The 21,297-nt window shown below is 72.6% G+C and carries 25 protein-coding genes and 3 tRNA genes; 16 read left to right on the top strand and 12 right to left on the bottom strand.

Annotation, left to right across the window (positions count from 1 at the left end; translation table 11 throughout):
- Positions 1 to 345, top strand: a complete 345-nt coding sequence (locus ACNAYW_RS07785) for a VOC family protein (protein WP_415849136.1) — start codon at positions 1 to 3, stop codon at positions 343 to 345.
- A 13-nt stretch (positions 346 to 358) separates the two neighbouring features.
- On the opposite strand, the gene ACNAYW_RS07780 is transcribed toward ACNAYW_RS07785, so the two are convergent.
- The 5 genes from ACNAYW_RS07780 to ACNAYW_RS07760 form a co-directional block, all read right to left on the bottom strand.
- On the bottom strand, positions 359 to 802 hold the full coding sequence (locus ACNAYW_RS07780; RefSeq protein WP_415849135.1) for a hypothetical protein: 444 nt from the start codon (positions 800 to 802) through the stop codon (positions 359 to 361).
- A gap of 172 nt (positions 803 to 974) precedes the next feature.
- A complete protein-coding gene (locus ACNAYW_RS07775; RefSeq protein WP_415849134.1) occupies positions 975 to 1,424 on the bottom strand; it encodes an SRPBCC family protein in 450 nt (149 codons plus the stop codon).
- Between the two features lie 23 nt (positions 1,425 to 1,447).
- On the bottom strand, positions 1,448 to 1,867 hold the full coding sequence (locus ACNAYW_RS07770) for an HIT family protein (RefSeq protein WP_415849133.1): 420 nt from the start codon (positions 1,865 to 1,867) through the stop codon (positions 1,448 to 1,450).
- On the bottom strand, positions 1,864 to 2,541 hold the full coding sequence (locus ACNAYW_RS07765; RefSeq protein WP_415849132.1) for a hypothetical protein: 678 nt from the start codon (positions 2,539 to 2,541) through the stop codon (positions 1,864 to 1,866). Before ACNAYW_RS07765 ends, ACNAYW_RS07770 begins: the two co-directional genes overlap by 4 nt.
- Positions 2,541 to 3,467, bottom strand: a complete 927-nt coding sequence (locus ACNAYW_RS07760) for a 1,4-dihydroxy-2-naphthoyl-CoA synthase (RefSeq protein ID WP_224647586.1) — start codon at positions 3,465 to 3,467, stop codon at positions 2,541 to 2,543. The genes ACNAYW_RS07765 and ACNAYW_RS07760 overlap by 1 nt, the downstream gene beginning before the upstream one ends.
- A 24-nt stretch (positions 3,468 to 3,491) precedes the next feature.
- Between ACNAYW_RS07760 and ACNAYW_RS07755 the strand changes: the two genes are divergently transcribed.
- Positions 3,492 to 4,466 carry an o-succinylbenzoate synthase gene (locus ACNAYW_RS07755; protein WP_415849131.1) on the top strand — a complete coding sequence of 325 codons (975 nt, stop codon included), beginning with the start codon at positions 3,492 to 3,494 and terminating at the stop codon, positions 4,464 to 4,466.
- A 92-nt stretch (positions 4,467 to 4,558) separates the two neighbouring features.
- Here the strand turns inward: ACNAYW_RS07755 and ACNAYW_RS07750 are convergent, their stop codons facing one another.
- Entirely contained in the window at positions 4,559 to 5,020 is a 462-nt protein-coding gene (locus ACNAYW_RS07750) for a hypothetical protein (protein ID WP_415849130.1), read from the bottom strand.
- 96 nt (positions 5,021 to 5,116) lie between these two features.
- Between ACNAYW_RS07750 and ACNAYW_RS07745 the strand changes: the two genes are divergently transcribed.
- On the top strand, positions 5,117 to 5,593 hold the full coding sequence (locus ACNAYW_RS07745) for a hypothetical protein (RefSeq protein WP_415849129.1): 477 nt from the start codon (positions 5,117 to 5,119) through the stop codon (positions 5,591 to 5,593).
- Here ACNAYW_RS07745 and ACNAYW_RS07740 read toward each other — a convergent pair.
- Positions 5,590 to 6,219 (bottom strand): TetR/AcrR family transcriptional regulator, encoded by a 630-nt coding sequence (locus ACNAYW_RS07740; protein ID WP_415849128.1) that lies wholly within the window; start codon positions 6,217 to 6,219, stop codon positions 5,590 to 5,592. The genes ACNAYW_RS07745 and ACNAYW_RS07740 overlap by 4 nt on opposite strands.
- A gap of 108 nt (positions 6,220 to 6,327) precedes the next feature.
- Here ACNAYW_RS07740 and ACNAYW_RS07735 point away from each other — a divergent pair, with 108 nt between their 5' ends.
- On the top strand, positions 6,328 to 7,764 hold the full coding sequence (locus ACNAYW_RS07735) for an amidase (protein ID WP_415849127.1): 1,437 nt from the start codon (positions 6,328 to 6,330) through the stop codon (positions 7,762 to 7,764).
- A 91-nt stretch (positions 7,765 to 7,855) separates the two neighbouring features.
- On the opposite strand, the gene ACNAYW_RS07730 is transcribed toward ACNAYW_RS07735, so the two are convergent.
- Together ACNAYW_RS07730 and ACNAYW_RS07725 are read right to left on the bottom strand one after the other, a co-directional pair.
- Entirely contained in the window at positions 7,856 to 8,017 is a 162-nt protein-coding gene (locus ACNAYW_RS07730) for a hypothetical protein (RefSeq protein ID WP_415849126.1), read from the bottom strand.
- A 60-nt stretch (positions 8,018 to 8,077) separates the two neighbouring features.
- The gene (locus ACNAYW_RS07725; protein ID WP_415849125.1) at positions 8,078 to 10,249 is read right to left on the bottom strand and encodes an MMPL family transporter; all 2,172 of its coding nucleotides are present in this window, start codon (positions 10,247 to 10,249) and stop codon (positions 8,078 to 8,080) included.
- Between the two features lie 118 nt (positions 10,250 to 10,367).
- Here ACNAYW_RS07725 and ACNAYW_RS07720 point away from each other — a divergent pair, with 118 nt between their 5' ends.
- Both ACNAYW_RS07720 and ACNAYW_RS07715 read left to right on the top strand, forming a co-directional pair.
- The gene (locus tag ACNAYW_RS07720; RefSeq protein WP_415849124.1) at positions 10,368 to 10,769 is read left to right on the top strand and encodes a DUF302 domain-containing protein; all 402 of its coding nucleotides are present in this window, start codon (positions 10,368 to 10,370) and stop codon (positions 10,767 to 10,769) included.
- Positions 10,766 to 11,026: a metal-sensitive transcriptional regulator gene (locus ACNAYW_RS07715; RefSeq protein WP_415849123.1), complete on the top strand. Its 261-nt coding sequence runs from the start codon at positions 10,766 to 10,768 to the stop codon at positions 11,024 to 11,026. The genes ACNAYW_RS07720 and ACNAYW_RS07715 overlap by 4 nt, the downstream gene beginning before the upstream one ends.
- A 49-nt stretch (positions 11,027 to 11,075) precedes the next feature.
- Here the strand turns inward: ACNAYW_RS07715 and ACNAYW_RS07710 are convergent, their stop codons facing one another.
- Together ACNAYW_RS07710 and ACNAYW_RS07705 are read right to left on the bottom strand one after the other, a co-directional pair.
- Positions 11,076 to 12,341 carry a saccharopine dehydrogenase family protein gene (locus ACNAYW_RS07710; protein WP_415849122.1) on the bottom strand — a complete coding sequence of 422 codons (1,266 nt, stop codon included), beginning with the start codon at positions 12,339 to 12,341 and terminating at the stop codon, positions 11,076 to 11,078.
- Positions 12,338 to 13,423, bottom strand: coding sequence for an AbrB family transcriptional regulator (locus tag ACNAYW_RS07705; RefSeq protein ID WP_415849121.1), 1,086 nt, complete (start codon positions 13,421 to 13,423; stop codon positions 12,338 to 12,340). The genes ACNAYW_RS07710 and ACNAYW_RS07705 overlap by 4 nt, the downstream gene beginning before the upstream one ends.
- 74 nt (positions 13,424 to 13,497) lie before the next feature.
- Here ACNAYW_RS07705 and ACNAYW_RS07700 point away from each other — a divergent pair, with 74 nt between their 5' ends.
- The 7 genes from ACNAYW_RS07700 to ACNAYW_RS07670 are packed head-to-tail and all read left to right on the top strand — an operon-like array spanning position 13,498 to position 19,824.
- Positions 13,498 to 13,911, top strand: a complete 414-nt coding sequence (locus ACNAYW_RS07700) for a MarR family transcriptional regulator (protein ID WP_415849120.1) — start codon at positions 13,498 to 13,500, stop codon at positions 13,909 to 13,911.
- Between the two features lie 21 nt (positions 13,912 to 13,932).
- Positions 13,933 to 15,612, top strand: a complete 1,680-nt coding sequence (gene menD / locus ACNAYW_RS07695; RefSeq protein WP_415849119.1) for a 2-succinyl-5-enolpyruvyl-6-hydroxy-3-cyclohexene-1-carboxylic-acid synthase — start codon at positions 13,933 to 13,935, stop codon at positions 15,610 to 15,612.
- Entirely contained in the window at positions 15,609 to 16,061 is a 453-nt protein-coding gene (locus tag ACNAYW_RS07690; RefSeq protein ID WP_068523938.1) for a DUF3592 domain-containing protein, read from the top strand. The genes menD and ACNAYW_RS07690 overlap by 4 nt, the downstream gene beginning before the upstream one ends.
- Positions 16,062 to 16,099: 38 nt before the next feature.
- Entirely contained in the window at positions 16,100 to 17,254 is a 1,155-nt protein-coding gene (locus ACNAYW_RS07685) for a glycosyltransferase family 4 protein (RefSeq protein ID WP_415849118.1), read from the top strand.
- A gap of 10 nt (positions 17,255 to 17,264) precedes the next feature.
- Positions 17,265 to 17,954, top strand: coding sequence for a demethylmenaquinone methyltransferase (locus ACNAYW_RS07680; RefSeq protein ID WP_415849117.1), 690 nt, complete (start codon positions 17,265 to 17,267; stop codon positions 17,952 to 17,954).
- A gap of 4 nt (positions 17,955 to 17,958) precedes the next feature.
- A complete protein-coding gene (locus ACNAYW_RS07675; protein ID WP_415849116.1) occupies positions 17,959 to 18,951 on the top strand; it encodes a polyprenyl synthetase family protein in 993 nt (330 codons plus the stop codon).
- A gap of 12 nt (positions 18,952 to 18,963) precedes the next feature.
- On the top strand, positions 18,964 to 19,824 hold the full coding sequence (locus ACNAYW_RS07670) for a M48 family metalloprotease (protein ID WP_415849115.1): 861 nt from the start codon (positions 18,964 to 18,966) through the stop codon (positions 19,822 to 19,824).
- 465 nt (positions 19,825 to 20,289) lie between these two features.
- Here ACNAYW_RS07670 and ACNAYW_RS07665 read toward each other — a convergent pair whose 3' ends face one another.
- A complete protein-coding gene (locus ACNAYW_RS07665) occupies positions 20,290 to 20,781 on the bottom strand; it encodes a YajQ family cyclic di-GMP-binding protein (protein ID WP_415849114.1) in 492 nt (163 codons plus the stop codon).
- A gap of 95 nt (positions 20,782 to 20,876) precedes the next feature.
- Here ACNAYW_RS07665 and ACNAYW_RS07660 point away from each other — a divergent pair.
- The 3 genes from ACNAYW_RS07660 (at position 20,877) to ACNAYW_RS07650 (ending at position 21,272) form a co-directional block, all read left to right on the top strand.
- Positions 20,877 to 20,961, top strand: a tRNA-Tyr gene (locus tag ACNAYW_RS07660).
- A gap of 132 nt (positions 20,962 to 21,093) precedes the next feature.
- Positions 21,094 to 21,166 (top strand) — tRNA-Thr (locus ACNAYW_RS07655).
- Positions 21,167 to 21,198: 32 nt separating this feature from the next.
- Positions 21,199 to 21,272 (top strand) — tRNA-Met (locus ACNAYW_RS07650).
- The last annotated feature ends 25 nt before the right edge of the window (positions 21,273 to 21,297 follow it).

Here is a 21,297-nt window from a genome sequence, read left to right as displayed (position 1 = left end):
ATGGTCAACGGGGCGCACATCATCCACTACTCCGCCGATGCGGAGGCCGACCGCGCCTTCCTGCGCGACGTCCTCGGCGTCGAGGGGGTCGACGCGGGGCAGGGCTGGCTGATCCTGCCGCTGCCCGCGTCCGAGGTCGCGGTCCATCCCACCGACGGTCCGCCGAAGCAGGAGCTGTACCTGATGTGCGACGACGTCGAGGCCGAGGTGGCGGCGCTGCGGGCGAAGGGCGTCGAGGCCGCGCCCATCACCGATCAGGGCTGGGGCCTGCTCACGTCGCTGACGCTCCCGGGCGGCGGCGCGATCGGGCTGTACCAGCCGCGCCACCAGCGCGCCCACGGCTGATCGCACGGCACCGTCAGGCGGAGTAGTGCCCGACCGCCTTGCCGACGGTGCCCGGCCCGCCGACCGTGAACGTCACCTTCTTCTCGCCGATCAGCGTGGTGAAGGAGCCGTCGGGTCGCGCCTTGACCTCGCCGCCGTAGCGCTTGCCGTCGTTCCACCAGCTCAGCGTGCGGGTGGCGATGGTCGCGCGGAGCGCGGGGTTGTCGACGCACGGCGCGGTCGGGCCGCCGAGGGCGCCCTTGATGCAGTCGGGGCGCACGGTGATCCAGCCCTTCGCGTCGACGGTGCCCGTGTAGTGGACGGTGGGGAAGGGCATCGGGTCGGCGAAACCGGGGGTGGTGACCCAGCCGTCGAACCGGACGGCGGTGTCGGCGTTCGCGGTGGCGGGCAGCGCGCCCAGTGCGAGTGCGGCGCAGGCGCCGGCGGCCACGGCGATGCGGGTGGTGCGTGCGGTCATACGATCAGTGCTCCTCGGTGTCGAAGGTGCGTCGTCTCTGACACCGGGACTATCGCGGAGGCCCATCGAATTCGTTACCGCAGGCACCGACATGGTGGTGCCTGCCGCGCGCTACCGCGATCGAACTGACGTGTGTGATTGTGCTCGCCCAGCGGTCATGATCACACACACGTCAGGTGCGCGGATCGCCGTCGACGAGGAGCCGGCTCAGGAGGTCGAGGTCCTTCGTCATCGCGGACCGCATCGCGCGCGCCATGACGGGCGCAGCGGCGCGGGCGAATCCGCTGGGGGTGCCACGGTTCCGCAGCCGCATGAGGGTTCCGTCGGGCACCGTCTCCCAGGTGTACGTGGTCTCCATGGGGAAGGGGCCGTCGGCGGTGCGCATCACCATCCGCTCGCCCGCGACGAGCTCGGTCACCTCGTACGTGTAGGCCAGCGGCCGCCCCAGGAACCGCGCTTCGAAGTCCATCCGCGAGCCGAGCCGCACAGGGGGCTCCGTCCGCCAGGCGACGGAGCGGATGTTGGCGTACCACCGTGGGGCGTTCGAGGGATCGCCCGCGAACCCCGCGACCCGCTCGCGCGCAACGGGAATCACGCGCTCGACCACCACATCCACGTCCATGCGAGCAGAGTACGCTCCCGGTGTCAGTCCGGCAGGGCCGCGCGGAGGAGGGCGGCGGCACCGTCGGACGTGCGGGGCCTGCGGCGGAGGAATCGTCCGAGCACGGCGCCCTTGTCGCCCGCGAACCGCGGAATCACGTGCAGGTGCACGTGATCGACGGTCTGGAAGGCGGCGCGGCCGTCGTTGACGACGAGGTTCACGCCGTCGGCCCGGAGCCCGCCGTCGGTCGCGGCCCGGGCCAGCCGGTGGCCGAGCGCGAACATCCGCGTGCCGTCCTCGGCGGGGAGGTCGGCGAGGCGCGCCGCGTGCCGCTTCGGGACGACGAGGGTGTGGCCCGTGCTGACGGGGCGGACGTCGAGGAAGGCGATCACCTCGTCGGTCTCGGCGACGATCGCCGCGGGCGCCTCAGCCGCGACGATCGCGCAGAACACGCACGTGTTCACGCGGGGTTCATCGGCGCGTAGGTGATGGCCAGGTCGCACGGGTGAACGTCCCACGACAGCAGCGCATCCGCGGCGAGGATCCCGATAACCGAAACGGTGTCCTCCGTGAGCGGGGCGGACAGTGTCTGTCCGGGTTGCGCGCCCACCTCGGGCCAGAACTCGCTCCCCCTGACGGCGGGCGCTGTCTCGACGACCGATCGGGCCTCGCCGTCCTCGACGAGTGCCGTTGCGAGGCAGTACGGCTCGACGGGCGGGTCCCAGCCGCCCAGCTCGACGACCATGGCCTCCCCGCGTTGGATCGCGTGCAGGGCGACGCGGCTTAGCGTGTCCCGCAGCTCGTCCCAGAGGTCCTCCTGGGGGAGGTCCGCCGGCTCCAGGTCGACGATGAAGCCCTCCGCGGAGTAGCCCTGGTCGTTGGTACTGAGGGGATTCCGCGCCTGGATGAGCAACCGGCCGTTCTCCGCGTCGAGGAACGCCGCCTCCCGGTAGCGGTGCGGCGCGGTGGCCGTCCTCGCGATGGACCCGGTGCCCAGCCGGCTGAGGAGGGTGTCGTAGTCCCGGACTCGCCAGGTCGACGGGCGGTCGGTCCAGAGCCGGACCACGCCTGCCAGCGGTAGCCCGAGCACGGCGGTCGTCAGCTGGGAGCCGACGGGGATCGGCGGCTGGTCGGTCATCAGTAGTAGTACGGGAACGGGGACCAGTCGGGGGCGCGCTTCTCCAGGAAGGAGTCGCGGCCCTCGACGGCCTCGTCGGTCATGTACGCCAGGCGGGTGGCCTCGCCGGCGAAGAGCTGCTGCCCGACGAGCCCGTCGTCGGGGAGGTTGAAGGCGTACTTGAGCATGCGCTGCGCCTGCGGGCTCTTGCCGAGGATCTTCGCGGACCACTCCAGCGCGACGTTCTCGAGCTCGTCGTGATCGACGACGCGGTTCACGGCGCCCATCCGGTGCATGTCCTCGGCGCTGTACACATCGCCCAGGAAGAAGATCTCGCGGGCGAACTTGTTGCCCACCTGCTTGGCGAGGTACGCGCTGCCGTAGCCGGCGTCGAAGCTGCCCACATCGGCATCGGTCTGCTTGAACTTCGCGTGCTCGCGGCTCGCCAGCGTGAGATCGCAGGTCACGTGCAGCGAGTGCCCGCCGCCCGCGGCCCAGCCGTTGACCAGCGCGATCACCACCTTCGGCATGAACCGGATGAGGCGCTGCACCTCCAGGATGTGCAGCCGGCCGCCCTCGGCCTTGACCCGGGCCTCGTCGACGCCGTCGGCGGTCGCCGCCTCGACGTCCGAGTCGTGGCTCGTCGCGTACTGGTAGCCGGAGCGGCCGCGGATGCGCTGATCGCCGCCCGAGCAGAACGACCACACGCCGTCCTTCGGCGCCGGCCCGTTGCCGGTGAGCAGCACCGCGCCCACGTCGGGGGTGCACCGCGCGTGATCGAGCGCGCGGTACAGCTCGTCGACGGTGTGCGGGCGGAAGGCGTTGCGCACCTCCGGCCGGTCGAAGGCCACGCGGACGGTGCCCTGCGTGATGTGCCGGTGGTAGGTGATGTCGGTGAGGTCCTCGAATCCGGGGACCGGCTGCCACAGCTCGGGGTTGAAAGTCACGCAGCCGACTCTACTGTTGGGGTCGTGGTGGACGTCGACGAACTGGTGGCCGCGGCGCGCGTGGTGCGGCTGCCGATGCGAGTGCGGTTCCGCGGGATCACGGCCCGCGAGGCGGTGGTCTTCGAGGGGCCGGCGGGCTGGGGCGAGTTCGGCCCCTTCCCCGAGTACGACGACGCCGAGGCCGCGCACTGGCTGCGGGCCGGGATCGAGGCCGCGTACGAGGGTTTCCCGGAGCCCCTGCGGGCCGTGGTGCCGGTGAACGCGACGGTCCCCGCGGTGCCGGCGGGCGACGTTCCGACGGTGCTCGCGCGCTTCCCGGGCTGCCGGGTCGCGAAGGTGAAGGTGGCCGAGGCCGGGCAGACGCTCGCGCAGGACGTGGCGCGAGTCGCGGCCGTGCGGGAGGCGATGCCCGGCGGCGCGGTGCGCGTGGATGCCAACGGCGGCTGGACCGTCGACCAGGCCGCCGAGGCGCTGGCCCGGCTGCTCGAGGGCGGGCCGCTCGACTACGCCGAACAGCCCTGCGCCACCGTCGAGGAGCTCGCGGAGGTGCGGCGCCGGCTGGGCGGCGCCTGCGACATCGCGGCCGACGAATCCATCCGCCGCGCCGACGATCCGATGCGCGTGGCGGAGCTCGGCGCCGCCGACGTCGCGGTGGTGAAGGTGGCGCCGCTGGGCGGGGTCCGGGCGGTGCTGGAGGTGGCCGCCGCGCTGAAAGCGGCTGCCGGCGTGCGGGTGACGGTCTCCTCCGCGCTGGACACGGCGGTCGGGCTCTCCGCCGGGATCGCCGCCGCGGCGTGCGTCCCCGACGGCAACGCCGCGGGCCTCGGCACCGGCGGCTTCTTCACCGCCGACCTCGGCGAGCACCCCCTCGTCGACGGCGCGCTGCATGTGCGCGCCATCGCGCCGACGCCGGAGCAGCTGGCGGCGGTCGAGGTGACGGGGGAGCGCCGGGACTGGTGGCTGGACCGCCTCCGACGGTGCCACGCGCTGGTCGCCTAGTTCACGTCGTCGGGTTCCGGGGCGTCAGAGGTGCGCCGGAACACGTCCGGCGCCGCAGAAATCGGCATCGTGAGGCGCGGCGGCGCGGAACGCTACTTCCAGGGTGCGTACGCCCAGCCCAGCAGCCGGTGCGGGCGCGGATTCGGGGCGTCGATGACCTGGATCTGGCTCCCGTCGCCATACCCCCGCTTGAGCCCCTGCACGCCGCCGCTGAGGTACTTCCCGTTCCCGAGCGAGATGTCCACGTGGTAGCCGTACTCGCTCTGGGTGAAGACGAGCGCGCCCCGCGGCGCGGGCAGGCTGGAATGGCCGAGGCCCTTGGCCTCCAGCGCCTCGTAGTACGAGCGCGCGTGGTCCCGCGGGATACCGGTGGCGGTGGTCCTGCCGTAGGCGAAGTCGACGAAGTCCTCGCACCCGTACTCGCCGAAGGTGTCCGTGCCGACGAGCGTCATGCCCCGCGCGATGGCGGCTTCGACGTCGGCGGCCTGTGCCGGCGGCGCGCCCAGCAGTGCCAGCATCAGCGCGGATACGACGGCCACCAGCGTGCGTCTCATCGTTCCTTTGTAGTCCTACGGATGGCGCACCGGGGGATTTCGCGGCCCGAGTCCGGCGGGAATTCGTTGTCGGTGGCGGGCGCTAGGGTGCGGGGCATGGAGAACCTGATGACGGAGCTCGGCGCCGCGATGACGGGGGAGCCCTCCGAGCGGAAGCAGAAGCTCGAGGCCACCTGGGCGCGGATCGCGCCCGGCGACCACGCGGCGCGGTGCATCGCCGCCCACTACATCGCGGACGTGCAGGAGGACCTGGACGCCGAGGTGGAATGGGACGAGGTCGCGCTCGCGGAATCGGCGCACGTCTCGGACTCGGACCTGCAGGCCGTCCACCCGTCGCTCAGCGTGGCCGGGTTCATGCCGTCGCTGCACCTCAACCTGGCCGAGGGCTACCGCCGCCAGGGGCGCTTCACCGAGGCGGCGGATCGGCTGCAGACCAGCCGCGAGTTCGACTTCGCGCTGGACTCGGCGATCGATCCCGCGTACGCCACCGGAATCCGGGAGGCGCAGGAGCGGATGGCCGCCCGCATCGCCGCGAACGACAGCGCGGGCACCCTGGCGCCGGGCGCCGGCTAACCGGCCGCGTCCCGCAGCGCGCGGGCCGCGTCCTCGTGCCCCTGCTCGAACAGGGCGCCGATCAGCATGGTGCGCAGCGCGCGGATCTTGATGGTCATGTCGGCGGCGTCGGGCAGGGCGGAGTCCAGCACGGTGAAGCCGTTGATCAGGGCGACGACGCCGCGGGCCGTCGCGGGGTCGATGCGCGCCCCGGCGAGCCCGGCCGCGCCCTGTGCGACCGTGTCCGCGGCGCGCAGGTAGTCCTCCACCAACACGCGCGACGCCGGATCGCGCGCCGCCCGCAGGTACGCCTCGATGAGCGCGAGGGACTCGTTGCCGCGCGCTTCGGAGGACGCGGCGAAGGCGGCGATCACGTCGTCGGGGCTCGCCGAGGTGTTCTCCAGGAACGTCGACAGCACCGCGAGGCGCTCGAACTCCTCCGCCACGAAGGTGCGCATGGCCTCGTGCGTGAGGTCGTCGATCGACGCGAAGAAGTAGCCGATCGTCGTGGTGGGCAAGCCCGCCCGTGCCGTCACCGCGCGGTGGGTCACGGAGGCGTACCCGGATTCGCCGACCGTTTCCACGGTCGCCTCGAGCAGGGCGCGCTTGCGTTCGAGCGTGCTCCGCCGGTGTCTGCGCTCCTCCACGCCTCGCAGTGTAGGCCGCGAGCAAAGTCTGTACAAAGTTCCAGACTCGGGCTATCGTCCATTTCTGTAAGTTTGTACAAACTCGGCGGTCACGCCGGAGGAGCAGCCATGACCACGGAGATCACTCAGGCCGGCACGCGGGCGAACGCCTTCGCCGACGACGCCCTCGGCACCCTCGACGCCACCGGCGTCGCCGAGGCGATCGCGGCCGGCGAGATCGGCGTCGCCGAGGCCGCCGCGGCCGCGACGAAGCGGATGCGCGCCGTCGATCCCGCGACGCGGGCGGTGCGCTGGTGGCTGCCCGAGGGCGGCGCCGGGCCGGAGGGCCCCGCGGACGCGCCGTTCCACGGCGTCCCGTCGGCGATCAAGGAGAACACCGCCTTCGCCGGCCTGCCCACCACGATGGGCTCGGCCGCCCTGCCCGCCACGCCGGCCACGCGCTCCGGGCCGGTGGGCGAGCAGTTCGCGGCGACGGGCGTGAACGTGCTGGCCTCGACGGTGATGCCCGAGTTCGGGATGACCGCGAGCGCGGAGTTCGCCGACCGCCCGCCCGCCCGCAATCCGTGGAACACCGACTACACCGTGGGCGGCTCGTCGTCGGGCGCCGCGGCGCTGGTCGCCTCCGGCGCGCTGCCGATCGCCCACGGGAACGACGGCGGCGGCTCCATCCGCATCCCGGCCGCGCTGAACGGCCTCGTCGGACTCAAGAGCACGCGCGGCCGGCTCGCCGAGTTGCCCGCGCTGAAGGTGCTGCCCGTCAACGTGGTCTGCGAGGGCGTGCTCACGCGCACCGTCCGGGACACCGCGCGGTACATCGCCGCGGCCGAGCGGCACCGTCGCAACCCCGCGCTGCCGCCCGTCGGGCACGTGCGCGGTCCGGGCCGGCGGCGGCGGATCGGGCTGGTCACCGATTCCGTCACCGAGTTCGGCATCGCCGACGCGTGCCTCGCGCCCGTGCGCTCCCTCGCCGACGAGCTCGCCGGCCAGGGCCACGAGATCGTCGAGCTGAGCATGGCGGACCTGCGCCTCGACGCCGGCTTCGTCGACGACTTCCTGCACTACTGGGGCCTGCTCGCGGGGCTCGAGGTGGCCGCCTCGGCGGTCGAGGCGCGCGGCCGGATCTCCTTCTCGGCGCTGGATCCCGTGACGCGCAGCCTCCTGTGGTCCGGGTTGCGCGGCGCACCGTCGATCCCGGGGGCGATCGCGCGGCTGCGCGCCGTGACGGGGAACTACGAGCGGATGTTCGTCGAGCGGGGCGTCGACGCGATGCTCTCGCCCACCATGACGAGCCCGACCCCGCGGATCGGCCACCTCGACCCGACGCTGCCCTTCGACGAGTTCATGTCCCGCACCATCGCGATGGTGGGCATCACGCCGCTCAACAACGTCTCGGGCGGCCCGGCGATCTCCGTGCCGTGCGGGTTCGACGAGGCCGGGCTCCCGCTGGGCGCCCAGTTCGCGGGACCCGCGGGCACGGAGGCGGCGCTGCTCGAGCTCGCCTACGAGGTGGAGGAGCTGCGCCCCTTCGCGCGCATCGACCAGTAGCGGTGTCCGAAAGTCGCGTTCAGCTCGGCGGCGAGGAGATAGGTGCCGTGCTGCCGAGCTGAGCAGGAAATCGTGATGACGCCGCCGGAGATCAGCGGCGGAACCAGCCGCGCTTGGCGGGCTGCTCGGCGGGCACGGCGTGACCGTCGCACCAGTCCTCGGGGCGGACGGTGGCGCGGACGGCGTCGACGTGGGAGCCGCAGCCGGTCCAGGTGGTCTTGCCGCACACGCGGCAGGTGATCGCACTGCACATGAGCCGGACCTTACGCGCTCGGGCCGGGAACGAGACCGCGGCCGCCGGTGGAGTCGATCATCAGTCGTGGGCGAAGCTGATCTTCGGCAGGATCCGGTCGAGCCGGGGCGGGATCGCCCAGGCGGTGCGGCCGGACAGGCGCAGCAGGACGGGCAGCAGGATCAGTCGCACCAGGAAGGCGTCGAGCAGCACGGCGACGCCCAGGATGACGCCCATCTCCTTCGGCGGGAGCGGTCCGGAGAGGGCGAAGGTGAAGAACACGGCCACCATCACCGCGCCGGCGGCGAAGACGACGCGGCCGGAGTGGGCGACCGCGCCGACCGCGGCCTCCTCCGCGTCCTGGGTCCGTTCCCAGTGCTCCTTCGCCGACGACAGCAGGAAGACGGTGTAGTCCATCGCGATGGCGAAGATCATCGCGAAGAAGAACACCGGCGCCCACGCGTCGAGGAAGCCCTGCGACTCGAAACCGAGCAGCCCCGCGCCGTGGCCGTCCTGGAAGATCAGCTTCGCCACGCCGAACGCGGCGGCCGTGGAGAGCAGGCTGACGGCGGTGCCGAGGAGAGCGATGAGCGGGGCCCGGACGGCGAGCAGCAGTAGCGCGAAGCCGAGGATCAGGATGATGCCGATGACGATCGGCGCGTAGGTGTCGAGCTGGGCCTTGAGGTCCAGATTCTCCACCGCGGCGCCGCCGAGCAGGGCGTCGTCCGGCAGGGCGGCGCGCAGCCGGTCGACGGTGCCCGACAGCTCCGGATCGGACGGGCCCACGGCGGGCACGGCCTGGATCATGCTCAGGCCGCTGCCGTCCGCGGCGGGGACGGCGGGCATCGCGCCGGCGATCCCGGTATCGGCGCGCAGCGTGTCGGCGGCGGCGTCCGCCTCGCCCGTGGGGACGACGATCTGCAGCATTCCCGGCGCTCCGGGGCCGAAGGCGCGCTGTACCTCGGTGTATCCCAGGCGGGCGCTCGCGTCGTCGGGCAGCACGGCGATCGACGGCATGGCGGTCTTCAGCCCGGCGATCGGCGCCGCCAGCGCGAGGAGCAGGACCAGGGTGCCCGCGCCCCAGAGGGCGGGGCGGCGCCAGAGCCGCGCGCCCCAGCGCTCGAAGACGGGGGAGCGGTGCGTGTCGAACCTGGCCCACGGCAGGGCGATCCGGTTGATGCGGGAGTCCAGGGTGAAGAGCACCAGGGGAAGCAGCGTGAGGGTCGCGGCGAGCACGAAGGCGACCGAGAGGACGATGCCGCCGGCCACCGACCGGAACGACGGCGACGGGATGATCATCACCGCCGAGAGCGAGACCATGACGGTGATACCGGAGAGCAGCACGGCCTTGCCGGCGGTGTCCATCGTCTGCGCGACGGCCCGCTCGCGGCTCAGGTTCTGGCCGAATCGAGCGGCGCGGTACCGGACCACGAGGAACAGCGCGTAGTCGATGCCGAGCGCGAGCGAGAACATCATCGCGAAGTTCATGGCCCAGATCGACGTGGGCACCAGCTCGTTGATGAGCACCAGGGAGCCGGCGGACGCGACGAGGCCGGCCAGGGTCAGCAGGATCGGGAGCCCCGCCGCGACGAGCGCGCCGAAGGCGAGCACGAGGATGCCCAGCGTGACGGGCCAGGAGATCATCTCCGAGGTCAGCATCGCCTCGAGGTTGGCCGCGTTGAAGTCCGACCAGAGCACCGAGGAGCCGGTGGGATTCACGGCGATCGTGTCGGTCGACAGAGCGTGCAGGGGGTCCTTGAGGTCGGTCGCCGCGCGCACCATGTCGTTCGGGTCGGCGCCCGCACCGCCGATGACGATGGCGGTGCGGCCGTCGGCGCTGAGCGTCGCGCCGGGCTGCGGCGCGATCACCTCGGAGATCCGGTCGTCCGCGCGCAGCTTCTCGGTGACGGCGGCGAGGATGCGCGGACCGTCGCCTTCGTCGAGGCGGCCGGTCGAACTCGAGACCGCCACCTGGATCGCGCTGCTGGCGTTGCCGCCGAAGTGCTCTCGCGCGAGTTCGCGGGCCTGTACGGACTCGGAGCCGTTGGCCTGCCAGCCCGCGCCGGAGAGGTTCTTCTCGACGAACGGCGCGAAGACGCCGAGGCCCACGACGACGGCGATCCAGGCGATGGCCACGAGCCTGCCGTGGCCGACGACCCAGAGGCCCAGCCTGCCCAGGGGGCCTGCCGCTGCCGGTGCGTGCGCGAGCGCCGCCTCGGTGTGCGGCGTCGTCTCGTCGGTGGTGGATGACATCCCACGTCCTTTCGTTAACCCCCTAGGGGGATATGAGCGGACCGAAGCTAGCATCCCCCCGGGGGGTTATGCAATACTGGTCGGGACACGGCGGGCGGCGGACGAAAGGAATGAACCCATGGCGGAATTCACGATGAGTGCGACGATCGATGCGCCCTACGACGAGGCGGTCGCGCGGGTGCGCGAGGGCCTCGCGGAGGCGGGCTTCGGCGTGCTGACGGAGATCGACTTGAGGGCGACGCTCAAGGCGAAGCTGGACGTCGACGTGCCGCCGAAGGTGATCCTCGGCGCGTGCCGGCCGCAGCTGGCGCACGAGGCGCTCGGCATCGACCCGCGCGTCGCCGCGCTGCTGCCGTGCAACGTCGTGGTGTCGGCCGCCGACACCACGACGGGGGCCTCGCTGGTGGAGGTCATGGACCCGAACGTCATGCCGGAGTTCACCGGAACGTCGGCACTGTCCGGCGTCGCGGCGGACGCCCGGGAGCGGCTCGGCCGCATGCTCGAGGGGCTGGCGTCGTGAAGATCCCGGAGGAGGGGGCGAAGCCGATCCTGACCCGGCTCAAGCGCGCGCACGGACACCTCGCCACGGTGATCCGGATGCTCGAGGAGGGCGAGGAGTGCGAGGACGTGCTGACCCAGCTCGCCGCGGTGAACAAGGCGCTCGGGCGCAGCGGCTACGCCCTCGTGGCCACCGGCCTGCAGCACTGCATCGTGACCGAAGGGCCCGAGAACGTGGACCAGAAGAAGCTGGAGAAGCTGTTCCTCTCCCTCGCGTGACGCGGCGCTCGCCGGCACCCGAGGGCGCGGAATCGCTCGCCCGTCGCGGCTAGTGCAGTTCGTCGACCTCGACGGTGAAGCCCTGCGCGCGGAGGCGGTCCGCGAGCACGTCGCCGAGCGCGACGGCCGGCGTGAGGACGCCCGCGCGATCGGGGAGCGGCGCGCCGCCGCGGGCGGTGTCGCCGTCGAGCGCGAGCGCGAGACTGGACTCGCCGAGCATGACGGCGGTGCCGCTGTACCCGGGATCCAGGCGCGCGCCGATGGTCGACCGGTAGCGGCGGCCGCTCGTCGTGCGGGTGTAGACGTCGGCGATGAACGAGCCCTTGGCCTGCGAGGACTCGCTCGGTCCCTCGCCGGGCGAGGGCAGGATGCGGTCGAGGACGGGGCGCAGCGGCTTGATGGCCAGCGCAGCCATGCCCACGGCGAGGGCGCCCTGCACGGCGTGCGCCGCCACCGTGGAGACGATGCCCGGGCCGGGCACGGCCATCGTCTCGCGGTAGGTGAAATCGGGGCCGTAGGCGAAGTCCAGCAGGCCGTTGGACCGGCGCACGACGCGCGTGTTGTAGCTGGCCATGAAGAACGGCGCCAACGAGCCGCTCAGCGACGGGTCGACGGTCTTCGCGTCGACGACGGACAGGTCGCCGGGCTGCTTCGGGGTCTCGCGGGTGTGGTCGACGCTCAGCGAGTGCGGTCGTCCGGCGACGCGGCGCGCGTCGCGGTCGGCGCTCACCTCGTCGGCCAGGCCGATCGCGGAGGCGATGGTGCCGCCGCTCGCGCCGCCGCGGATCGAGCGGATCACCAGCGTCGTGGAGCCGAGCGTGCCGGCACCGTCGGCCGTGGCCCGCTCGTAGACGAGGAACGTGCCGAGGTCCGACGGGATCGAATCGAAGCCGCAGGAGTGCACGATCTTCGTGCCGTTCGCGGCGGCCTGCTCCTGGAACTTGTCGATCGAGCGCCGCGCGAAGAGCACCTCGCCCGTCAGGTCGGTGTAGTGCGTGCCGGCGTTGACGCACGCCCCGACGACCGTCTCGCCGTACAGCGCATACGGCCCGACGGTGCTGCACAGGACCGTCGTGCGAGCGACCATCGCATCCAGGGTGGAGGGCTTGTCGACGTCCGCGACGACGATGCCCCACTCCTTCGCCCGCTCGCCCAGCTCCGCGCGGACCTGCTCCAGCTTGGCCTGCGTGCGGCCGGCCAGCGCGATGCGCACCCCGTCGGGCGCGTGCTTCGCGAGGTGGCGCGCCGTCAGCACGCCGACGAAGCCCGTCGCGCCGAAGACGATGAGGTCGAATTCCCTGGTGCCCGCAGTCATGCCGCAATGTTAGCAGTGTTCGCACGGTCGCGCTCGCGGGTCGCGCGCCACTTCTGGAAGGCGCGGGCGGCGGCGGGCGCGAGGAAGAGCATGAGCAGGACGCGGATGAGCTGCGCGGCGACGACGAACGTGATGTCGACGTTCGACGAGGCGGCCACGGCGAGCACCGCGTAGATACCGCCGGGCGTGGTGGCGAGGTAGCCGTCGAGGGCGGAGACGCCGGTCATCGCCGAGAGAGCGAAGCCTAGCCCGGCGCAGCCGATCCCGACGCCGACGATGAGCAGCACCGCCCACGGCAGGAGGCGCGCCATCGATCGCAGGGATTCGCGGGTGAAGCCCACGCCCGCCTGCCAGCCGATCACCAGGTACCCGGCGAAGACGAGCGCCACGGGCACCGTCGCGCCCGCGGCGACCCCCGACAACGAGAGCGCGGCCGACGCGACCAACGGGCCGAGGAGGCCTCCGGCGGGCAGCCGCGTAGCGAGCCCGACGGCCAGGCCGCCGCCCACGCACACCGCGGTGAAGCCGAGGTCGAACCACCAGGCGCGCTCCGGGCCCGCGGCGACCGACGAGGATCCCGGCGTATGCGGGTACAGCGTCGCGACCAGCGGCAGGGACACCGTCACCAGCCCGACGCGCAGGTACTGGACGACCGCGACCACCTTCTCGTCGCCGCCGAGCTCGCGCGCGATGGCGACCAGCCCCGACGCGCCGCCCGCGACCAGCGCGAGCGAGCCGGTGATCGAATCCGTGTCGCGATGCCGGCCCAGCAGCGCCCCGGCGCCGACGGAGAGCAGCAGCGTCGCGAACCCGACGAGCAGCGCCGCCGGCCACCGCGAGCCCAGCGCCGCGACGGTGTGCGCCTGCATGAGCGTGCCGATGTACGCGCCGAGGACGCCCTGCGCGCCCAGCTGCACCGGCCGCGGGATCGGCCCCGGCGCCCGGCCGGCCAGCGCCGCGATCACCGCGCAGGCCAGGGCCGCGAACAGCGGCGCGCTCGGCACGCCGGCGGCGATCAGCACGGCGGAAAGGGCGCAGGAGGCGGCGGCCAGCCCTGCCCATCTCGCCCACGCGCTTCGCATGACTGCAAGTATCTGCTTGAAGAACGGTCGATGCAACTCGCGAAATATGCAAAAGTATGAAGTAAACTCTTGCTATGTCCGATGTCAGCGACCTCCGCTACGGCGTGCACTCCCTGAGCCGGGAGATCCGCGCCCACCGGCGCCCCGGCCCGCTCACCGAGACCCAGTACCTGATCCTCGGCAGCCTCGACCGCGGCGGACCGGCCACGCCGGCCGAGCTGGGGGAGGCGCACCACGTACGCGCGCAGACCCTCACGCCGGCGCTCAACGCCCTCGCCGACGCCGGCCTCGTGCGTCGCCGCCGCGACGACGCGGACCGCCGCCGGCAGTACGTCGAGCTGACCGACGCGGGCCGCGCCGTGATCGAGGAGGACCGGGAGATCCGCAACGCCTGGCTCGCGACGGCGATGGCCGACCGGCTCACCGACCTCGAGCGCGGGGTGCTGCTGCTCGCCGGTCCGGTCCTGGCGAAGCTGGCCGACGGGTGACGCGGTCGTAAGGTGGTCGGCATGCAGAAGCCGCCGAACCCGTCCACGCTCCAGGCGCGCGTGATCGTGGACGAGCTGGTCCGCGGCGGCGTCACCGACGTGGTGCTGTGCCCCGGCTCGCGCAACGCGCCGCTGGCCTTCGCCGTCCACGCGGCGGACAAGCGCGGCGAGCTGCGGCTGCACGTCCGCATCGACGAGCGCACCGCCGGATTCCTCGCCGTCGGCCTCGCGGCGGCCGCCCGGCGCCCCGTGGCGATCATCATGACCTCCGGCACCGCCGTCGCGAACCTCGCGCCCGCCGTCTACGAGGCCAACTACGCCCGCGTCCCGCTGCTGGTCGTGAGCGCGAACCGGCCGTACGAGCTGCTCGGCTCCGGCGCCAACCAGACCGTCGAGCAGTTCGGCATCTTCGGCACCCAGGTCCGCGCGTCGCTCTCGCTGGGGCTCGCCGAGCCCGGCCTCGACCGCAACTCCCAGTGGCGCAGCGCCGTCTGCCGCGCGCTCTCGGCAGCCCGCGGCGCCCGCACCGGCAACGCGGGGCCCGTCCAGTTCGACATCCCGCTGCGCGAGCCGCTGGTCCCCGACGACCCGTCGCCCGAGCTCGCGCACGGGCGGCCCGACGGCGGCCCGTGGACCGTCGCGCCCGTCGCGACCCTCGACGTGCCGCTGCCGATCGACCTGACTCCCGACACCGTCGTGATCTCCGGGCACGGCGCGGGCGAGAACCCGGCGCTCGCGGGGCTGCCCACCGTCGCCGAGCCGACCTCGCCGCAGGCGAGCCGTGGTGCAGGGCCCGCACCCCGAATGCTCCTGCACCCGTGGGCCCTGCCGGCGCTGAAGCCGCGGCAGGCCGTCATCTGCGGCCGCCCGACCCTGCACCGCGAGGTGAGCGCCCTGCTCGCCGACCCGGAGGTCACCGTCTACGCCGTGACGACGGGGCCGCGCTGGCCCGACGTCTCCGGCAACGTCGCCGCGACCGGCACCAGGGTGCTGCCCGTCGGCGAGCCCGACGCGGCCTGGCTGCGGCGCTGCGCGGAGGCCGACGCCGCCGCGCGGGAGGCTGTCGCGGAGGGATTGGACGCCGAGCCCGTCACCGGCCTGCACGTGGCCCGCGCCGTCTGCGCGGCGCTGCGCACCGGCGACCAGCTGGTGGTCGGCGCGTCGAACCCCGTCCGCGACATCGCCCTCGCCGGCGACGTACCGCCCGGCGTGCGCGTGCTGTCCAACCGCGGCGTCGCGGGCATCGACGGCACCGTCAGCACGGCCGTCGGCGCGGCGCTCGCGCACCCGGACCGGCGCACCGTCGCCCTGATGGGCGACCTCACGTTCGTGCACGACGCCTCCGGCCTGCTCATCGGCCCCGAGGAGCCCCGGCCCGCCAACCTCACCATCGTGGTCGCCAACGACAACGGGGGCGGCATCTTCAACCTGCTCGAGCAGGGCGAGGAGCGGTACTCCGGGGCGGAGTACGACGGTGCCGCCGCCCGCGTCTTCGGCACGCCGCACGGCACCGACATCGGCTCCCTGTGCGCCGCCTACGGCGTCGAGTACGTGCGCGCCGGGGTCAACGACCTCGCCGGCGCGACCCGCGCCGACGGCCTGCGCGTGGTCGAGGTGCGCACCGAGCGCACCGGCCTGCGCGCGCTGCACGCCGGGATGCGCGCCCGGATCAGTGCCGCGGCCGCGGGGGACGACGCGTGAGCCGGACCGCGCTGCGGCGCGTCCAGATCGTCCTGCTGGGCGCGGCGATCCTCATCACGGGGCTGTGCGTGGTGCTCGTCGCGGCCGCCGTGCGCGACGACCGCACAATCGACGCCGACCGGGGCACCGCGACCGCCGAGGTGCTCTCCGCCGGGCCCCGCCGCTCGACGATCAGCTTCTACACGACCGACGGCGTCAACCACAATCCTCCGCTCGGCGTCCTCTACCCCAGCGAGCTCAACGTCGGCGACCGCATCCAGGTCGAGTACAGCCGGTCGGATCCGGAACTGGTCCGCGTGGCCGGACGGTCCGCCGTCGTCGCGATCCTCCCCGCCGCGTCCGTCGCCGCCGGAACGTGGCTCGTGGTGGGCGCGATCATGCTGCTCATCGCCGCCGGCTACCACCGGGGTGAGAGTTCACCTGACGTTCCGCGCACCGTCGACCGGTAGGGAACCTCGCGGTCATCGCCCCGCGCGACACTGCTGACGTGCGTATCGCGATCGTGGCCGAGTCCTTCCTGCCGAACGTCAACGGGGTCACCAACTCGGTGCTCCGCGTCCTCGAGCACTGCCGCCGCACCGGCGCCGAGGCGATCGTCATCGCTCCCGATGCGGTCGCGGGCGAGGAGCCGGCCCCGCTGGAGCACCTCGGGTTCCCCGTGTACCGGGTGCCCGCGCGGATGCTGCCGCGGATCTCGTCGCTGCCGATCGGGCAGCCGAACATGCTCATCGTCGACGTGCTGCGCGACTTCCGGCCCGACGTGGTGCACCTCGCCTCGCCCTACTTCCTGGGCGCGGGCGGCCTCGCCGCGGCCAAGCGACTCGGGATCCCCACCGTCGCGATCTTCCAGACCGACGTCGCGGGGTTCGCCGGCTCGTACGGCCTCGGGCCGCTCGAGCGGGCCGCGTGGTGGTGGACCCGGCAGATGCACAAGCAGTGCGACCTGACCCTGGCGCCGTCGTCGGCGTCGGTGGCGGACCTCGAGGAGCACCGCATCCCGCGGGTGAAGACCTGGGCGCGCGGCGTCGACGCGGAGCGGTTCGCCCCGTCGCACCGCTCGCCCGCGCTGCGCTCCGCCTGGCTGGGCGACCGGCCGGACCGGCTCGTCGTCGGCTTCGTCGGGCGGCTCGCCGCGGAGAAGCACGTCGAGCGGCTCGCCGGGCTCGCGCACCGCGACGACGTGCAGCTCGTCATCGTCGGCGACGGGCCCGAACGCGCGCGCCTCGAGAAGCTGCTGCCGCACGCGGTGTTCACCGGGCAGCTCGGCGGCGCGGAGCTCGGCGCCGCCTACGCCTCGCTCGACGTCTTCGTCCACGCCGGCGAGCACGAGACCTTCTGCCAGGCCGTCCAGGAGGCCCTCGCCTCCGGCGTCCCGTCGATCGCGCCCGACCAGGGCGGGCCGCGCGACCTCGTCGCGCACTGCCGCAACGGGTACCTCCTGCCGACCGCTGAGTTCGCCGAGCTGCTGCCGGGCGTCATCGACACCCTGGCCGATCCCGCGCTGCGCGCCCGGTTCGGCGAGGCCGCCCGCAAGTCGGTCCTGGCCCGCACCTGGCCGGCCCTGTGCGACCAGCTGTTCGGCCATTACGCCGACGTCATCGCCGGACCTGCGGCGAATCGCGGCGTGCGCGCGGTCGTGTAGCTTTCGGGTCATGGCAAGGGCCTCCCTCGACAAGAAACCGGGCGACGTCGCGTCGATGTTCGACGGTGTCGCGCGCCGGTACGACCGGACCAACACGCTCATGACGGGCGGGTTGGATCGGTACTGGCGCGCCCGCACCCGGCGCGCGCTGGCGCTCACGCCGGGCGACCGCGTCCTCGACCTCGCCGCCGGCACCGGCGTCTCGACGGTCGACCTGGCCCGGTCCGGCGCGTGGGTCGCGGCCTGCGACTTCTCGACGGGGATGCTGCAGGCCGGCGCGTTCCGGCGGGTGCCGATGGTCGCGGGCGACGCCATGGCGCTGCCGCTCGCCGACGACTCCTTCGACGCCGCCACGATCTCCTTCGGCCTGCGCAACGTGCAGGACACCGTCGCGGGCCTGCGGGAGATGGCGCGCGTCGTGCGCCCCGGCGGCCGCCTCGTGGTGTGCGAGTTCTCGACGCCGACCAACGGCGCCTTCCGCGCGCTGTACGAGAAGGTCGCGCTGGAGGCTATCCAGGTGGTGGCGAAGGGATCGTCGAACCCCGAGGCCTACACCTACCTCGCCGAGTCGATCCGGAACTGGCCGGCACAGGCCGAGCTCGCGGAGCTCGTCCGCGAGGCGGGCTGGGGCGACGTGGCCTGGACGAACCTGACCGGCGGCATCGTCGCGCTGCACACCGCGACCCGCCCGCTAGGCTGAACCCGTGGAGAAGACGGTAGCCGGGGTCTCGCTGGGATCCGACGAGTTCGCGGCGGGGATCCGCGCGGACCTCGCCCGCGTGGAGCAGGTCATCGCCGATGGCATCGCCGAGGCCGACGGGTGCGTGATCGAGGAGGCCCTGCACCTGTTCCAGGCCGGCGGCAAGCGCTTCCGGCCCATGTTCACGGTGCTCTCCGGCCGCATCGGCGGAGCCCCGTCGGACCAGGTCATCACCGCCGCCGCGGCGATGGAGCTGACGCACCTCGCGACGCTGTACCACGACGACGTGATGGACGAGGCGGACACGCGGCGCGGCGCACCGTCGGCCAACGCGCGGTGGGGCAACTCGATCGCGATCCTGGCCGGCGACTACCTGTTCGCCCGCGCCTCGGCGTACGGCGCCGACCTCGGCCCCCGCGCCGTCGGCGTGATCGCGAAGTGCTTCGGCGAGCTGGTCACGGGCCAGATGTTGGAGCTCAAGGGCGCCGGCGACGGCGACCCGGTGCAGCACTACCTCGACACCATCTGGGGCAAGACCGGCAGCCTCATCGCCACCTGCGGCCTGCTCGGCGCGCTGCACGGCGGCGCGTCCGAGGAGACGGCGCAGCGGATGTACCGCATCGGCGCCGCGATCGGCATGGCGTTCCAGATCAGCGACGACATCATCGACATCAGCTCCGTCGCGCAGGACTCCGGCAAGACGCCGGGCACCGACCTGCGTGAGGGCGTGTTCACCCTGCCGGTGCTCTACGCGCTGCGCGACTCCGGGCCGGAGGCCGACCGGCTGCGCGAGATCCTGGTGGGACCCGTCACGGAGGACGCGCTGGTCGACGAGGCCATCGAGCTCCTGGGCCGCTCCGCGGGCATGAAGGAGGCGCAGGCCACGCTGGCCCGCTACGCCGACGAGGCCCGGGCCGAGCTGGCGGAGCTGCCGGAGTCCGAGCCGCGGGCGTCCCTCGAATCCCTGGTCACCTTCACGGTCGCCCGCCTGGGCTGAGGTTCTCCGCACGTGCAGGGCCTGGGGAGTCGGACCGGCAATCAGATCCGCACCGCGCTGCTGCTGGCGCTGGTCGCGGGTTTCCTGATGGCCACCGGCGCCGTCTTCGGGCAGACCGCGTTCGTGCTCTCCATCGTGCTCGCGGCGGGCGTCTGCGCCTACCTGTACGTCAGCGGACCGTCGCTGCCCCTGCGCGCGATGCACGCGCGCAGCGTCTCCGAGCTGCAACAACCCGCGCTGTTCCGGATGATCCGCGAGTTGTCGACCTCCGCCCGGCTCCCGATGCCCGCGATCTACGTCTCGCCGACCGGCGCGCCCACCGCGTTCGCCACCGGCCACGGCCCGACGCACTCCGCGGTGTGCGTGACCATCGGCCTGCTCGAGCTGCTCTCCGAGGACGAACTGCGGGCCGTCCTCGCGCACCAGCTCGCGCGGATCGGCTCCCGGGACACGCTGACCGCCTCCGTCGCCGGGGCGCTCGGCGCCGTGATCTGCGGCTTCGCGGGCTTCGGCTACCTGCTGGGCTTCGGCGACGGCGGCGCGCGACGCAGCCGGGTGGTCGACGCCATGCTGTCGGTACTCGCGCCCGTCGCCGGCGCGCTGATCCGCCTTGGCGTCTCGCGGACCGTCGACTACCGTGCCGACCACGCGGGTGCGCTGCTGACCGGAGCCCCGTCCACGCTGGTCAGTGCGCTCGAGAAGGTGACCGACGGTGCCGCCTGCGCACCGCTGCCGCCCGAGCCCGAGATCGCCGTACACGCCAATACCATGCTGGTGTGCCCGTTCCTCGACAGCGACCGCATGGGCCGCATCTTCCGCACCCAGCCGCCCCTCGGGCGTCGCGTCGCGCGGCTGGAGGAGCTCACCTCGTAGCCCGACGGTCCGCCGTCGGGTGCCGCTGGGCGGCCGGCGTTCGGTGGGGGAGAGCCGGCGTCTCATGGGGGAATCGGCGCCGCGTGAGGGACAGTCGAGCCCCCACTCCACGAGCGGCGTGTCGTGGGGGACGAAACGCCGGGGTGGGGANTCGGCGCGGCGCGGGGGACGACGGNGCTGTGGCCGGGATCGGCAAGGCGTGCGCGGTGCGGCGCGGCTTCAACCGGACGCCGCCGCCCACTGCCACTCAGCCGCACTGCCGAGCCGCGCACGGCGCCATCACGCGCGACGTGACGAAATCCGCCGCCCGCTCTCGACGTGAGGAAACCCACAGCCGAGATGCGGGACTCCACGGCCGCCGACTGGCACACGGGGCCACCAGGAACCGGACACCGCCCTTCGGTCCGGTCACGACGGCACCGTCGGGCCGCGAGAACCGGCCGCACGGCACCGTCGAACCAGGGGCTAGCGGTAGTTGACGAACTGCACCGCGATGTCGAGGTCGGCGTTCTTGAGCAGCGACTGGACGGACTGCAGGTCGTCGCGCGACTTGCTGGTCACGCGCAGCTCGTCGCCCTGGATCTGCGCCTTGACGGACTTGGGGCCCTCGTCGCGGATGAGCTTGCTGATCTTCTTGGCGTTCTCGCTGGTGATGCCCTCGACGAGCGTGCCAGTGATCTTGTACGTCTTGCCGGAGGCGACGGGGTCGCCGGCGTCGAAGGCCTTGAGCGAGAGGCCGCGCTTGATGAGCTTCTCCTGGAAGACCTCGAGGCCGGCCTTGGCGCGCTCCTCGGCGTCGGAGGTGATCACGATCTTGTCCTCGCCCGAGGACTCGACGGTGGTGTTCGTGCCGCGGAAGTCGTACCGCTGGCTGAGCTCCTTCGAGGCCTGGTTGAGGGCGTTGGCGACCTCCTGGCGGTCGATCTTGCTCACGACGTCGAACGACGAATCGGCCATCTTCTGTTGCACTCCTATGAGGTTGACCTGCAGGTTTGCGTGCCCCCCACGGGGGCGTTGTAGTCTTTTCTCCGCTGCCTTCACGGGCAGTGCACGGCACGTTGCCCGAGCGGCCAATGGGAGCGGACTGTAAATCCGTCGGCTTAGCCTACGTAGGTTCGAATCCTACACGTGCCACCAGCTGCGGTCCCCGGTGATCCTTCACCGGGGACCGTAGCAATAACGAGCTGACCTGCGGATTTGGATGATCTCGTCCGCGGTGTGTAATCTCGTTGAGGCTCTTGGAGCGCCGGTGACGGCGACCTGAGGCACGCCCCCTTAGCTCAGTCGGCAGAGCGTTTCCATGGTAAGGAAAAGGTCGACGGTTCGATTCCGTCAGGGGGCTCGCTAGACCAGTGCAATGTGCTGATAGCTCAGGGCGGTGTAGCTCAGCTGGTTAGAGCGCACGACTCATAATCGTGAGGTCGGGGGATCGAGCCCCCCCACCGCTACAACTGACAAGAGATTTGCGAAAGA

This window comes from Tsukamurella ocularis, assembly GCF_965138335.1.
Taxonomy (GTDB): Bacteria; Actinomycetota; Actinomycetes; order Mycobacteriales; family Mycobacteriaceae; genus Tsukamurella; species Tsukamurella ocularis_A.
Note: the sequence above shows the minus strand (reverse complement) of the source record. Positions and strands in the feature narration are given on the sequence as shown.